This is a genomic window from Arthrobacter sp. NyZ413, assembly GCF_049390645.1.
Classification (GTDB): Bacteria; Actinomycetota; Actinomycetes; order Actinomycetales; family Micrococcaceae; genus Arthrobacter.
In genome coordinates, this window is the sequence record NZ_CP155434.1 from 2,484,122 (window position 1) to 2,497,649 (window position 13,528).

The window sequence follows — 13,528 nt, forward strand, 5'->3', positions numbered from 1 at the left end:
CGTCTAGAGTTCGACGCCGAGCAGGGCGTTAATGGCGTCGCTCACCAGAGCGGCGTCCAGGGCGCATCGCTTAGCGTCCGGTGAGGACAGGGCGTTTTCGGCCCAGGCGTCGATGGCGGCAAGCGCACCTGGCGCGTTGAGGTCGTCGGCGAGTTCGGTGCGCATGCGGGCAAGGAGTCCGGCGGCCGATCCTTCGGGGGCGGCATCACAGGCCGCGCGCCACGTGCGTAGCCGGTCCTTTGCCTGCGCGAATCCCTCGTCGGTCCAGGACCAATCCGAGCGGTAGTGGTTTGCGAGGATCGCGAGCCGAATGGCGGCGGGTTCTTCACCCGCGGCGCGGAGTTTGGACACAAGCACCAGGTTGCCCTTGGACTTGCTCATCTTTTCTCCGTTCAAGCCGACCATGCCTGCGTGGGAGTAGTGCCGCGCCAACGGAACACCGCTAAGGGAGTACGCGTGCCCGGCGCCCATTTCGTGGTGGGGGAAGATAAGGTCCGAGCCGCCGCCCTGCACGGTGAATGGCGCGGGCAAGTACTTCTGGGCGATGACCGTACATTCGATGTGCCAGCCGGGTCGTCCATCTCCGAGGCTCTCCCCCGGCCAACTCGGTTCGCCATCGCGGGCCGCGCGCCACAGGAGCGGATCCAAGGCGTTCCGCTTGCCGGCGCGGCCGGGATCTCCGCCGCGTTCGGCGAAAAGTTCAAGCATGTCCACTTCGCCGAGTCCCGAGATGTCCCCGAGGGTCCAGGAGTCAGGGCTGTCCGATTGCTTGCTGGCGGCTTCGACGTCATAGTAGACGTCGCCGTCGGGCTCCCCGTCGCTTCCGCGGACGCGGTATGCGAGCTCGTCGGCAATGAGCTTTTCGATGGCGGGAACGATCATCGGGATCGCTTCAACGGCGCCGATGTAATAGTTCGGGGCAAGGACGTTGAGCGCGTCCATGTCCGAATGGAAAAGTTCGATCTGGCTTGCCGCCAGTGCGCGCCAGTCGACGCCGGTGGCCGTCGCACGTTCCAGGAGGGGATCGTCGATGTCGGTCACGTTCTGGACGTAGGCGACCCGCTGGCCGCTGTCCCGCCAAGCACGGTTGAGGAGGTCGAAGGCCACGTAACTGGCCGCATGTCCCATGTGGGTTGCATCGTACGGAGTGATGCCGCATACGTACATCGACTGCTCACTGCGAGGTTCGATGTCCACCATAGAGTTGAGCGCCGTGTCGAAGAGCCTCAGGTTCGGCATGTTGCCGGGCAGTTCGGGAACAGGGCGGGAGATCCACGATTTCACAGCCTCAACACTAGTGCTAGGCGCTGATGACATTGAAACCGAGCAAAAGGTAGAGGGCCAGGCCAAGGAGAATCCGGTACCAGACGAAGACGCGGTAACTGTGGGTGGAAACGAACCTGAGGAACCAGCCGATGATGATGAATCCCACCACGAAAGCGATGACGGTGGCCAACAGAGTCTCGGGAAGGCCGAAGGGCCCGCTGATTCCTTCTTTCGCGAGCACTTTGTACAGCTGGTACAGGCCACTGCCGAAGACGGCGGGAATTGCCAGCAGGAAGGAATACCGCGCGGCCGCCTCCCGTGTGTAGCCCATGAGCAAGCCCGCCGTAATAGTTCCGCCCGAGCGCGAAACACCCGGGATGAGGGCCATCGCCTGGGCGAGTCCGTAGAGGATGCCGTGCTTGTAGCTCAATTGCTTCAGTTCCCGTTCCTGGCGCCCGACGGCGTCGGCGACGGCGAGGATCATGCCGAAGACAATGAGCATGGTGGCCACGATCCACAGGCTGCGAAGGACGGATTCGATCTGGTCCTGGAAAAGCAGCCCAAGCACGATGATCGGGAGGCTGCCGAGGATGACCAGCCATCCCATCCGGACGTCGGGGTCGTCCTTTGAGACTTTGCCGCGCAACGAGTCGAACCACGCGCCGACGATCCTGACGATGTCCCGCCAGAAAAAGACGATGACGGCCGTCTCCGTGCCAAGCTGGGTAATAGCCGTGAAAGCGGCTCCGGGATCCGCCGCGTTCGGTAGGAACGAACCGACGATGCGCAGGTGGGCGCTTGAAGAAATCGGCAGGAATTCGGTAAGGCCTTGCACGAGGCCAAGGAAGGCTGCTTCTATCCAGTTCACGTGAATAGACCCTACGTCATGAACAGGTCGTTCTCCCCGTAAGCTATCTGCTATGCAGCAGCGTTACGTCGGCAATAGCGGACTCCGGGTGTCCACCCTCACTTTGGGCACCATGTCATGGGCGGAAGAAACAGACGAGCAGGACGCCCGCGAGTTGGTCCGTGACTTCCTCGCCGCGGGCGGCACCACGATCGACACCGCGGCCTCGTACGCGGGCGGCCGGGCCGAGGCGCTCCTCGGTTCCATGGTGGGTGACATCGTGGCACGTTCGGAAGTGGTGATTTCCACCAAGGCGGGCGTCTCGACGTCGGACGGCCGCCGCAGCGTCGACGCTTCCCGGGGCGCCATGCTGTCCGCGCTTGACGCCAGCCTCGCGCGGCTGGGGACGGACTACGTCGACCTCTGGTTCGCGCATGCCTGGGACGGAAATGTCCCTCTCGATGAAACTCTCTCGGCCCTTGACCTCGCCCTGCGCTCGGGCCGGGCACGGTACGTCGGAATTTCCAATTACAACGGCTGGCAGACCGCCAAGGCCGCGGCTTCGGCCGGTTTCACCATCGTCGCCAACCAGTCCGAATATTCCCTTGTCAACCGCAGCGCCGAAGGCGAGCTGATTCCAGCAGTGGAAGACGCCGGGTTGGGCCTGATGGCCTGGGGTCCTCTTGGCCGCGGCGTGCTCACCGGAAAATACCGGGGGCAGATTCCAGGCGAGTCACGCGCGGCGGAAACCCGCCTGGGCGGCTACGTCGAAAAGTACCTCGACGGCGGGTCCACCCGAATTGTCGAAGCCGTCGCGATGGCTGCCCGCGGACTTGGCCGTTCGCCGTCGGACGTCTCGCTGGGCTGGCTGTTGTCCCGCCCGGGCGTTTCTACCGCCGTCGTGGGGGCACGGACAGCCGTGCAGCTCAAGGAACTGCTCGACGCGCAACTGACACCGCTGCCCACGGAAATCGCGCGGGCGCTGGAAGACGTTTCCGCGTTCTGAGGTTGTCGCGTTCCGAGATTGTCGCGTTCCGAAATTGTTTGGGGCATCTCCAGGACGCTACTGGCGGCCGACCTTCATTGGTCCAGGATCTCCAGTTCGTCCTCGTCGAGGAGCTCGTTATTGTCCTCGTCCTGATCCTCTTCATCGTCGTCAAACACCTGCAGGGGTGTGACTTCCGAGTAGGCCTCGTATAGTGAGTCCTCATATACCTCGAAGGCATCGGCGACAGCGAAAAATGCTGCCTCCACTGTTGGATCGCCTTCGCCCCGGCGGGCGGATGCGGCTACCAGATGCTCTTCCAGAGCGGCTGTCAGTGACTGAAGCGCGACACGCGGATCGATGCTCATGACTTCACGTTAGCCCGAAAAAGACGAAAATGGAGAGGGATGAGAGAACAATTTCTGAGCAGTTCGGTGGAGCGCAAGAGGGACTACGCAAGGCAGTATGAGTACCTCGTACTGACGGTCAGCCCTGACGATTCCTTGCCCGAGGCCCGGCGTCGCCTCGCCGAACATTCCGAGTACGGCAAGTGGGAACTGGAGCGCAGCGTCCTCTACATTGGCGGTGGACGGCGGTTCTGGTTGCGTCGCAAAGTACTCAACGTCCAACGCACCGTTTAGCCACGTTCAACCTCTTCAGTCACACTCAAGCTCGTCCTGAAGTTCAGTTTTCGAGCGGGCCAAGCCAAGCGTTGGCAACGGTCGCGTGCGCGGATTCATCGTTGGACGGGTGGAATATCCCCGCGAGGACATCCCGGTACAGGCGTTCAAGCTCGGAACCGTTGAAGTAGGCCGATCCCCCGGAAACCCGGATTGCGGTGTCAACCATGGTCCGCGCGTTCTCCGTTGCCCGCACCTTGAGTCCCACGAATTTCGGGAACCACTGGGCCCCGTGGTCGACCAAGGCATCGACATCGTTGGCTACCGAAGACAACTGCGCCTGGATGCCGTCCAGGGCCATGGCGGCGTCGGCTATCTTCCAGCGGATGTCCGGGAGTTGCGAAAGGCTCCGTCCACCGTTCTTCGCCGAGGTTCGGCCTTTTGCTGCTTCAACTGCCAGGTTCAAGGCACGTTCGCCGATCCCCGTGTACACGGCGGCCAGCAGGGTCTCGAAACACGCGAAAATCGCAAAGATCAGCGCATCCTGGTTCGGCCCCACCGGCAGCTTGCGGAAAATCCTCTCCGGCGGAGCCACTACCCCTTGGAGGAGGGTCGTGTTGGATTGGCTGGCCCGCATGCCAAGGGTGTTCCAGTCGCTGAGCGTCTCATGCCCCGGGGCGTCGCGGCCGATGAAGCCGAAGACCAGTTCACCGTCCCCCTCACGGGCGGTTTGATCCTTGCCGAAGATCCCGAGCCGGGTCCACGCAGGAGAGAGGCTGGTGAAGATCTTGCGGCCGGTGAAGCGGTAACCACCGCCCTCCAAAGGTTCAGCGAGCGTTCCTGAGTCGAAAAGCATCGAATCGTTTCCGGGCTCGGAAATCCCGAAGGCGAAGATCTCGCCGCGGCCTGCTTCATCGAGGACGAATTGGAGCGAGTCGTCTCCGCGGGCGGCGAGGATACGTGCGACGCCGGTCCAGACGAGATGCATGTTGACGGCCAGCGCGGTGGCCGGGGCAGCGGCTGCCAGCCGTTTCTGGAGCGCCGCCGCGCCGGCAAGCCCGAGGCCCGCACCGCCGTCGGACTCCGGAACGAAGATCTTCAGGTAACCGGCCGCGGCCAGCTCCCGAAGATCCTCGTTGAAGAACGAGTTGTCCCGGTCGTAGCCCGCCGCGCGCGCGCGGATAGGTTCCAGCAGCGCGTCCGGCAGGATCCCGTCGGGCACTGTTCCTCCCTAGGTAGTGGTCAATAGGCCTGGTAGTGGTCAATAGGCCTAGTAGTTGGTCAACAGGGTGTTCAGGACCTTCGCACCGAACTTCAGTGAGTCGGCCGGAACGCGCTCGTCGACGCCGTGGAACATGCCGGTGAAGTCAAGCTCGTCCGGGAGCATCAGCGGGGCAAAGCCATAGCCGGCGATGCCGATCTTGCTCAAGGACTTGTTGTCGGTTCCGCCGGACAGTGTGTACGGCAGGACCTTCGCTCCCGGGTCCTCCGAGTGCAGGGCATCGATCATCGCGTCCACCAGGTTCCCGGCAAACGGCACTTCAAGCGACACATCCTTGTTGACGTAACTGATTTCCACCCCGTCTCCGGCAAGCTGCTTGATGGTTTCGAAAACGAGCTCCTGCTGGCCGGGCAGCGTACGGCAATCCACGAAGGCTTCGGCCGATTCGGGGATGACGTTGTGTTTGTAGCCGGAGCGAAGCAGCGTCGGGTTTGAGGTGTTTTGCAACGTGGCGCCGACGAACCGGGCCACCGTTCCGAGCTCCTTCAGGAGGATATCCGGGTTGTCGGCGTCGAATTCGACGCCGGTCAGTTCAGTGACGCCGTCCAGGAACTGGCGGGTTGTGGGCGTCAGTTCCACCGGCCACTTGTATTCGCCGATGCGGGTGACTGCCGCGGCGAGGCGCGTGATGGCGTTGTCCGTGTTGATCTGCGAGCCATGGCCCGCACGCCCATGGGCGAGCAGGCGCAGCCAGGACAGGCCCTTCTCCGCCGTTTGGAGGAGGTAGGTCCGCTGGCCGCCGATTGTCGCCGAGAAGCCGCCGACTTCGGAAATCGCTTCGGTTGCGCCGTCGAAGAGTTCGCGCCGGTGTTCGACGGCGTATCGCGCGCCATAGTCTCCGCCCGCTTCCTCGTCGGCGAAGAAAGCGAAAATGATGTCCCGCTTGGGCTTGCGTCCTGTCCGGGCGAAATCGCGCAGGACGGAAAGGATCATCGCGTCCATGTCCTTCATGTCGACGGCGCCGCGTCCCCAGATAAGCCCGTCCTTCAGTTCTCCGCTGAAGGGATCCACCGTCCACTGGTCCTTGAGCGCGGGAACCACGTCGAGGTGGCCGTGAACCACGAGGGCGTCAGCGGAAGGGTCCTCCCCCGCCAGGCGCGTAACGACGCTGGCCCTGCCGGGAGCGGACTCGAAGATCTCGGCGTCGAGTCCCACTTCGCTGATCAGCCCGGCGGTGTACTCCGCCGCCAGGCGTTCCCCAGGGCCGGAGCCGTCCCCGAAGTTCGAGGTGTCGATCCGGATGAGTTCCTGGCAGATCCGGACGACTTCGTCCTCGGGTCGGATATCAGTCATGGGACTCTCCTTGCTCGCTGAGGTTCACGGATGCCGGCCGGCCGCGCCGCCGATTGGCGGCGCTCCCGCACACTTCCTTCAGCCTACCCACCGGGCGTCGGTTTCGGCCGCGCTTTCCCGCGTTTTGGCGGCGTTCTCCAGTCGACCGGTCACGGCCTCGCAGAGCAAATTGCGCGCCGGACCACGCCGGTTGAAGCCCGATTTTTTTATTTCCCGGAAACCGTGTTAGAGTTTTTCTCGCTGCTTCGGAGGAAAGAGAAGCGCTGAAAGGCGCAGAACGAACGCTCCGAACACCACCTGCGCGGGTGGCGGAATGGCAGACGCGCTAGCTTGAGGTGCTAGTCCTCGCAAGGGGGTGGGGGTTCAAGTCCCCCTCCGCGCACAAATGCAAGGCCCGGAATCATTTCGATTCCGGGCCTTGTTTGTTTAATACGAATTTCCCTCCGCACAGAAAATTGCGGCGTTCATCACATTCATTAAATTGCATTACCCGCAATTCATGCCATTTGCGTCTTTGACCCGAAAAAGGTGACGGCGGCCACTCGCGCGAGTGGCCGCCGTCGTACTCTGCATGCGGGTCTTGACCGCGCCTAGAGCCCGGTGACGGACCCGCTGAAGTGCTTCCTACCGCTCCGCGGATTCCACGCAACGTAGTCCGAACGCTGCCAACCGCCGGACGCCGAGTGGACCGTAGCGATTTCCAAAGCCACGCGGGCCGGGAGAAACACCGGCGCCTCGAAGCTCACGTCCCACCGGAAGGCCTCCCCTTTGACCGATCCGACGTCCGCCAGCGCCCGTGAAGCGAGGTACATGCCGTGCGCGATCGATCTCCTAAGTCCGAGCGCCTTCGCGGACAGCATGCTCAAGTGGATCGGGTTGTAGTCCCCGGACACCGTGGCGTAACTCCGGCCAGTATCGACGCCGAGCTGCCACTCGGCCGTCGGAGCGGGCGGAGTAAACTCCCACACTGCGCTGCCCGTCCCCGGCTTATCGATGCCCGGCAAGAACACCCCTTTGGCCAAATAGTTCGAAACGCCCCGCCAAACCAGGCTTCCGTCATTGCTCGCGCGGACCTCCGCGACGATGTCCACCTGCGTCCCGGCGCGATGCCCGCGCATGTCCTCAGCCCAGGAGCGGATGTCTAGCAGCTCACTGAACTGAATCGCACGCATCTGCTCCACGCGGTTGCCCAAGTGGATCATTCCCAGCAACGGGAGCGGGAAGTCGTCACGGTTGAGGACGCTCATGGCCACGGGAAACGCGAGGGCATGGATGAATCCGGCGGGCATGGCATCGCTGGCGCTTTCGCCGATGAGGTGCTGGTAGGCCGTGAGGTTGCCGACATCTGCGCGCACCCCATGCACCTCATGCCGCCCGGGAGGAAGGCTGTTGAGACCCTGCGTCCCGAGCAACCTCCGTCGCGCGGCCGTCGCAGCCGCATTCACATACAGCTTGGACAAGGACGGCAACTCATCCAGGATCAGCGCTGGCTCCGGACTCATGCACCCACCAGGTTCTGTCCGCAGACCCTCAGCACTTCGCCCGAGATGCCGCCCGCCGCGTCCGAGGCGAGGAAAGCTATGGCTTCGGCGACGTCGTCGGGCCTGCCGCCCTGCTGGAGGGAATTGAGCCGTCGCGCAACCTCCCTTGTGGCGAAGGGAATCCTGGCCGTCATCTCCGTCTCGATAAAGCCGGGCGCCACCGCATTGATGGACCCGCCGCGTTCGGCCAGCAACGGCGCCGTGGCGCGGACCATTCCTATCACTGCGCCCTTGGACGCCGCATAGTTGGTCTGTCCCCGGTTGCCCGCGATGCCGCTCGTGGACGCGACGGAAACGATCCGGGGAGATAAACCGTGCGGGTTCGAAGCCAAGACTGCCTCGTTGATACGCAATTGCGCTGCGATGTTTACGCCGATCACCGCGTTCCAACGGTTCTCGTCCATGTTCGCCAGGAGCTTGTCCCGGGTGATCCCGGCATTGTGAACCAGGATGTCCAGGCCCCCATGGCGTTCCAAGGCGTGGTCGATGATCCGCCTCCCAGCGTCCTCCGCCGTAATGTCCACCTGCAGGGCGGTGCCATGAACCTCGTTGGCGACCTGGGCGAGATGGTCCCCCGCCGCCGGGACATCGACGACGACGAGCCTCGCCCCATCCCGGTACAGCGTCCGGGCGATCGCGGCACCGATGCCTCGCGCCGCGCCCGTAACCACCGCAACCTTGCCCGCGAGCGGATGGTCGGGGTCCGGCGGCAATTGCCCCGCATCCCTGGCAACCGTCAGCAACTGTCCATCCACGAAGGCCGAGCGGCCCGAGAGGAAGAATTGAAGCGCCCCCAAAGCACTTGGGCTCACTGCACCAACACCGTCAGCCAGGAGGATCCCGTTGGCTGTTGCACCCGCCCTGAGCTCCTTGGCCAGGGACCGCAATAGTCCGTCGACGGCCTGGCGCGCTGCCGCGACGGCCGGAAGGCCCCCGGAATCAGGCTTACGGGACACTGTGACCACCCGTGCGCTGGGCGCGAGGTCGCGAAGGGACTGCGCCGCCGTCAGGACTGGCTTCGCGAGGTCGTCAGGATGTCCGACGTCATCAAGCACCAGGATGATCGCCCCGAGTTTTTCCTTGGGCAGTGCGTTGCGCCGCACGTCCAAGCCCCAAGCTGCAAGCTCGGAAGCCAGTTCGTCCGCTCCGTGCGCATCCAAGCTTCCCGTGCCCAGAACCAGCACCGGCCCCGGCACCAGGGGCGATCCAGGGGCGTAGCGCCGGAGACGCGCGGGTTGGGGCAATCCAAGCCTCTTGGCAAGGTCCTTGCCAATGCCATGGCTGACGAACTGCGTGTACTTGTCCGACATGCCCGCTACCGTCCTTCCGGCGCGGTGTAGGCCTCGAGGATGGCCACGACGCCCTGTCCGCCGGCAGCGCAAATGGAAACCAGTCCGCGGGCCGGCCGACCGTCTACCAGTCCACGGTGGTGAAGCATCTTGGCAAGCGACGCCACAATCCGTCCGCCCGTAGCGGCAAAAGGATGCCCTGCGGCCAGCGACGAACCGTTCACGTTCAGCTTGGCGCGGTCGATCTTGCCAAGGACGCCTCCAAGACCCAGCCGGGTGCGGCAGAACTCGTCGTCTTCCCACGCAGCGAGCGTGCTGAGGACAGTGCCGGCGAAGGCCTCGTGGATTTCGAAGAAGTCGATGTCCTCGAACGACAGCCCGTTGCGCTCAAGGAGCCGGGGCATGGCGAAGACGGGCGCCATCAGCAGTCCATCCTTGCCGTGGACGAAATCGACGGCGGCCGCTTCGCCGTCGACCACGACAGCAAGTTTCGGCAGCCCGCGCGCGTCGGCCCACTCCTCCGTGCCGAGAAGGACGGTTGATGCGCCGTCAGTCAACGGCGTGGAATTACCCGCGGTCATGGTGGCCCCCGTGCCGAGGCCCTTCCCGAAGACGGGTTTGAGGCTCGCAAGCTTCTCCATCGACGTATCGGGGCGGAGGTTCGAATCCCGGTTCAGTCCGCGGTACGGCGTGATGAGGTCATCGAAGAAGCCCCGCTCGTAGGCAGCGGCGAGATTGTGGTGGCTGTTATATGCAAGTTCGTCCTGGGCCTCACGGGCGATCTCCCACTGCGCAGTGGTCAAAGCCTGATGCTCTCCCATGGAAAGGCCGGTCCGCGGCTCTCCCGTATTGGGGGCGTCCGGAGCGAGGTCCTTGGGCCGGAGCCGGGCGAGCACCTTGAGCCGCTCGGGCAACGTTTTGGACCGGTTCAGGTCCAGCAGGATTTCCCGGAGGCCTTCGCTGACGGCGATGGGCGCGTCTGAAGCAGAATCCACGCCACCGGCGATAGCGGAGTCGATCTGGCCGAGCTTGATTTTGTTGGCGAGGCCCAGGACCGTTTCCAAGCCGGTCGCACATGCCTGCTGAAGGTCGTAAGCAGGAGTTTCAGCCGAGAGCGCGGAGCCAAGGACGGCTTCGCGGGTGAGATTGAAGTCGCGCGAGTGCTTCAGGACAGCACCGGCCGCAACTTCGCCGATCCGCTCGTCCTGAAGTCCGAAACGAGCGATCAACCCATCCAGTGCCGCCGTCAACATGTCCTGGTTGGACGACTTCGTGTAGGCGCCACCGGTACGGGCAAAGGGAATACGGTTGCCGCCCACCACAACGGCCGGACGCAAGGGTTGCTGGCCACCGGACGTCTGCTGTGGTGCGCTCGCGGATTGCTCTTGTGCGGGCATGCGCTTCTCCTCAATGTGTGTTCGGGTTACCGATACCCAGCGTACTTGATACGCTGGGTATCGTGAACATTCCCAGTCCAGCGTTTTCCACCGCGCGCGGCGCAGCGGTTCCACCGGCGGCGGACGGCGCGATACCCGCGGTCGGGATTGCCGCCGTCGACCGCGAGGGTCCCACCGTCGACGGCCGGACCGCGCGCTGGCAAGCCCATCGCGAGGAACGCCGCCGCACGCTCATCAAAGCCGCACGCAAGGCCGTCCACGCCTTGGGCAGCGACGCCTCCATGGAGGACATCGCATCCGCTGCCCGCACCTCGAAGTCTGTCTACTACCGCTATTTCGGCGACAAAGCAGGACTTCAGCAAGCTATGGGCGAGGTGGTCCTTGGGCAGATGCAGCGACGCATGAAGGAAGCAGTGGAAAGGGCCCGGACACCCAGGGAAGGCCTGCTTGCCATGGTGTCCGCCTACTTGCAGATGGCCGAGTCCAGCCCCAACGTCTACGCCTTCATCACGCGCCTTTCACCGGCGGAACCATCTGCCCAAGACGCGATCGCCTCCTCGGGAGCCCTTGGCCACTTCTTCGAATCGATCACGGCGATGATTGCCCGGCCCATCCGCGAAAGCCTGGGGACGGACGCCCTTACACTGATCGAATACTGGCCGACGGCGGCAATCGGGCTCGTGCGGAATGCAGGCGAAATGTGGCTGGGAAGCCCCTCGTCACCGGCCAAACCGGACCAGGAAACCATGGCCGCACGCATCACCGACTGGCTGTGCGTTGGAATCGCCCCTGAACTCACCATCCCCGCCGCCACCGGCAAATGACTCACCAGTTACACGGAACCAACGAAGGGATCACCATGACTGAAGTAGCGGACCGAACCTCCTCCGGCACTCGGGAGCCGGCCGGCACCCCGGCAGCCGCGCACGCTGGCGGCCCTTCCGTGGATGTTGCGGAACTCGGCGAGCTGCTTCTGGGCAAGTGGGCCGACGTGCGGCGCACCGCACGCGAACTCGCGGGGCGCCCCGAGGTACACAAGATCGAAGGACTTACCCACACCGAGCACCGCAAACGCGTCTTCGGGCAGTTGAAGTACCTTGTGGACAACCGCGCCGTACACCGGGCGTTCCCCGAACGATTGGGGGGCTCGAGCGACCACGGCGGCAACATCGCCGGTTTCGAAGAACTGGTCACCGCGGATCCTTCGCTCCAGATCAAGGCCGGGGTGCAGTGGGGGCTGTTTGGAGCCGCCGTCATGCACCTCGGAACGCAGGAACACCACGACGCCTGGCTTCCCGGAATCATGAGCCTGGACATTCCCGGCTGCTTCGCTATGACCGAAACGGGCCACGGTTCGGACGTCGCCAGCATCTCCACCACCGCCACGTACGACGCAGCAACGAAGGAATTCGTCATCAACACCCCCTTCCGCGCGGCCTGGAAGGACTACATCGGCAACGCGGCGGAAGACGGCCTGGCCGCCGTCGTCTTCGCCCAATTGGTGACGCAAGGCGTCAACCACGGTGTCCACGCGTTCTACGTTCCGCTGCGGGACCCGGACACCAAGGAATTCCTGCCGGGAGTGGGCGGCGAGGACGACGGCGTCAAGGGCGGCCTCAACGGCATCGACAACGGCCGCCTCCATTTCAGCGAAGTCAGGATCCCGCGCACCAATCTCCTCGACCGCTACGGCGCCGTTTCCGTGGAAGGTAGATACAGCTCCCCGATCGCCAGTCCGGGCCGCCGGTTCTTCACAATGCTTGGCACCTTGGTGCAAGGGCGCGTATCGCTCGACGGCGCCGCGGTCGCGGCGAGCAAAGTAGCGCTCGCAACCGCTATCCGCTACGGATCCGAAAGGCGCCAGTTCCACGCGTCGTCAACCCAGGAAGAAGAAGTCCTCCTCGACTACCAGCGGCACCAGCGCCGTCTATTCACGCGCCTCGCCACGACGTTTGCGGCGGGGTTCGCGCACGAGCAGCTCCTGGAGAAGTTCGATGACGTCTTCTCCGGCCGCCACGATTCGGACGCCGACCGCGAAGACCTGGAGACCCTCGCAGCCGCCCTCAAGCCCTTGAGCACGTGGCACGCCCTCGACACCTTGCAGGAGTGCCGCGAGGCATGCGGCGGCGCAGGGTTCCTCATCGAAAACCGCTTCGCGTCACTGCGCGCGGACCTCGATGTCTACGCCACTTTCGAGGGTGACAACACGGTATTGCTGCAGCTCGTCGCCAAGAGATTGTTGGCCGACTTCGCCAAGGAGTTCCGGAATGTCGACTTTGGTGTCCTCGCCCGCTTCGTGGTTACCCAAGCGGCCGGGGCGGCATTCCACCGCACCGGACTGCGGGCGGTGGCGCAATTCGTGGCAGACACCGGATCCGTCCAGAAAGCCGCCGTCGCCCTGCGTGACGAGGGCGGGCAGCGCACCCTGCTGGCGGACCGGGTGCAGTCGATGGTCGCGGAAGTAGGCTCGGCGCTCAAAGGGGCGAACAAGCTGCCGCAGCACCAAGCTGCCGCACTTTTCAACCAGCACCAGGACGACCTGATCGATGCGGCACAGGCCCACGCCGAACTGCTGCAGTGGGAAGCGTTCACGGAGGCCCTCGGGAAAATTTCCGATCCGGGAACCAAGCAGGTCCTGACCTGGCTCCGTGACCTCTTTGGCCTCTCGCTCATCGAAAAGCACTTGTCTTGGTACCTCATGAACGGTCGCTTGTCGATGCAGCGGGGCCGGACTGTAGGGGCTTACATCAACCGCCTCCTCGCCAAGATCCGGCCGCATGCCCTGGACCTCGTGGAATCCTTCGGCTATGGACCCGAACATTTGCGGGCGTCTATTGCCTCCGGATCGGAGAAAGGACGGCAAGACGAGGCACGCATCTACTTCGAAGCGCAGCGCGCCGAGGGAAAGTTACCCGCCCCGGAAAAACCACATCGTGCGGTTAAGGGAAGCAAATCCACTTAAGGAATTCCCCTTATCACACCGCAGTGCTAAAGCGGTGAATATTCGG

General features: G+C 63.9%; 12 protein-coding genes and 1 tRNA gene. 5 read left to right on the forward strand and 8 right to left on the reverse strand.

The window, feature by feature from the left end; translation table 11 throughout:
• Positions 1 to 3: 3 nt before the first annotated feature.
• Both mshC and ABCW42_RS11665 read right to left on the reverse strand, forming a co-directional pair.
• On the reverse strand, positions 4 to 1,284 hold the full coding sequence (mshC, locus tag ABCW42_RS11660) for a cysteine--1-D-myo-inosityl 2-amino-2-deoxy-alpha-D-glucopyranoside ligase (RefSeq protein ID WP_423181407.1): 1,281 nt from the start codon (positions 1,282 to 1,284) through the stop codon (positions 4 to 6).
• A 16-nt stretch (positions 1,285 to 1,300) separates the two neighbouring features.
• Positions 1,301 to 2,134: an undecaprenyl-diphosphate phosphatase gene (locus ABCW42_RS11665; RefSeq protein ID WP_423181408.1), complete on the reverse strand. Its 834-nt coding sequence runs from the start codon at positions 2,132 to 2,134 to the stop codon at positions 1,301 to 1,303.
• A gap of 52 nt (positions 2,135 to 2,186) precedes the next feature.
• On the opposite strand from ABCW42_RS11665, the gene ABCW42_RS11670 reads away from it, so the two are divergent.
• A complete protein-coding gene (locus ABCW42_RS11670; RefSeq protein ID WP_423181409.1) occupies positions 2,187 to 3,119 on the forward strand; it encodes an aldo/keto reductase in 933 nt (310 codons plus the stop codon).
• Between the two features lie 74 nt (positions 3,120 to 3,193).
• On the opposite strand, the gene ABCW42_RS11675 is transcribed toward ABCW42_RS11670, so the two are convergent.
• On the reverse strand, positions 3,194 to 3,466 hold the full coding sequence (locus ABCW42_RS11675) for a hypothetical protein (protein WP_133205892.1): 273 nt from the start codon (positions 3,464 to 3,466) through the stop codon (positions 3,194 to 3,196).
• A 39-nt stretch (positions 3,467 to 3,505) separates the two neighbouring features.
• Between ABCW42_RS11675 and ABCW42_RS11680 the strand changes: the two genes are divergently transcribed.
• Positions 3,506 to 3,739, forward strand: coding sequence for a DUF5703 family protein (locus tag ABCW42_RS11680; RefSeq protein ID WP_133205893.1), 234 nt, complete (start codon positions 3,506 to 3,508; stop codon positions 3,737 to 3,739).
• 43 nt (positions 3,740 to 3,782) lie between these two features.
• On the opposite strand, the gene ABCW42_RS11685 is transcribed toward ABCW42_RS11680, so the two are convergent.
• Positions 3,783 to 4,940 carry an acyl-CoA dehydrogenase family protein gene (locus ABCW42_RS11685; protein WP_423181410.1) on the reverse strand — a complete coding sequence of 386 codons (1,158 nt, stop codon included), beginning with the start codon at positions 4,938 to 4,940 and terminating at the stop codon, positions 3,783 to 3,785.
• A gap of 48 nt (positions 4,941 to 4,988) precedes the next feature.
• Positions 4,989 to 6,293, reverse strand: coding sequence for a M20/M25/M40 family metallo-hydrolase (locus ABCW42_RS11690; protein ID WP_423181411.1), 1,305 nt, complete (start codon positions 6,291 to 6,293; stop codon positions 4,989 to 4,991).
• 299 nt (positions 6,294 to 6,592) lie between these two features.
• On the opposite strand from ABCW42_RS11690, the gene ABCW42_RS11695 reads away from it, so the two are divergent.
• Positions 6,593 to 6,675, forward strand: a tRNA-Leu gene (locus ABCW42_RS11695).
• Between the two features lie 208 nt (positions 6,676 to 6,883).
• Here ABCW42_RS11695 and ABCW42_RS11700 read toward each other — a convergent pair.
• The 3 genes from ABCW42_RS11700 to ABCW42_RS11710 are packed head-to-tail and all read right to left on the reverse strand — an operon-like array spanning position 6,884 to position 10,520.
• Positions 6,884 to 7,795, reverse strand: a complete 912-nt coding sequence (locus ABCW42_RS11700) for a MaoC family dehydratase (protein ID WP_423181412.1) — start codon at positions 7,793 to 7,795, stop codon at positions 6,884 to 6,886.
• Entirely contained in the window at positions 7,792 to 9,144 is a 1,353-nt protein-coding gene (locus ABCW42_RS11705) for a 3-oxoacyl-ACP reductase (RefSeq protein ID WP_423181413.1), read from the reverse strand. Before ABCW42_RS11705 ends, ABCW42_RS11700 begins: the two co-directional genes overlap by 4 nt.
• Before the next feature lie 5 nt (positions 9,145 to 9,149).
• Positions 9,150 to 10,520 (reverse strand): acetyl-CoA C-acetyltransferase, encoded by a 1,371-nt coding sequence (locus tag ABCW42_RS11710; RefSeq protein ID WP_423181414.1) that lies wholly within the window; start codon positions 10,518 to 10,520, stop codon positions 9,150 to 9,152.
• A gap of 131 nt (positions 10,521 to 10,651) precedes the next feature.
• On the opposite strand from ABCW42_RS11710, the gene ABCW42_RS11715 reads away from it, so the two are divergent.
• Entirely contained in the window at positions 10,652 to 11,344 is a 693-nt protein-coding gene (locus ABCW42_RS11715; RefSeq protein ID WP_423184873.1) for a TetR/AcrR family transcriptional regulator, read from the forward strand.
• A gap of 35 nt (positions 11,345 to 11,379) precedes the next feature.
• The gene (locus ABCW42_RS11720; protein ID WP_423181415.1) at positions 11,380 to 13,482 is read left to right on the forward strand and encodes an acyl-CoA dehydrogenase; all 2,103 of its coding nucleotides are present in this window, start codon (positions 11,380 to 11,382) and stop codon (positions 13,480 to 13,482) included.
• Positions 13,483 to 13,528 lie beyond the last annotated feature (46 nt).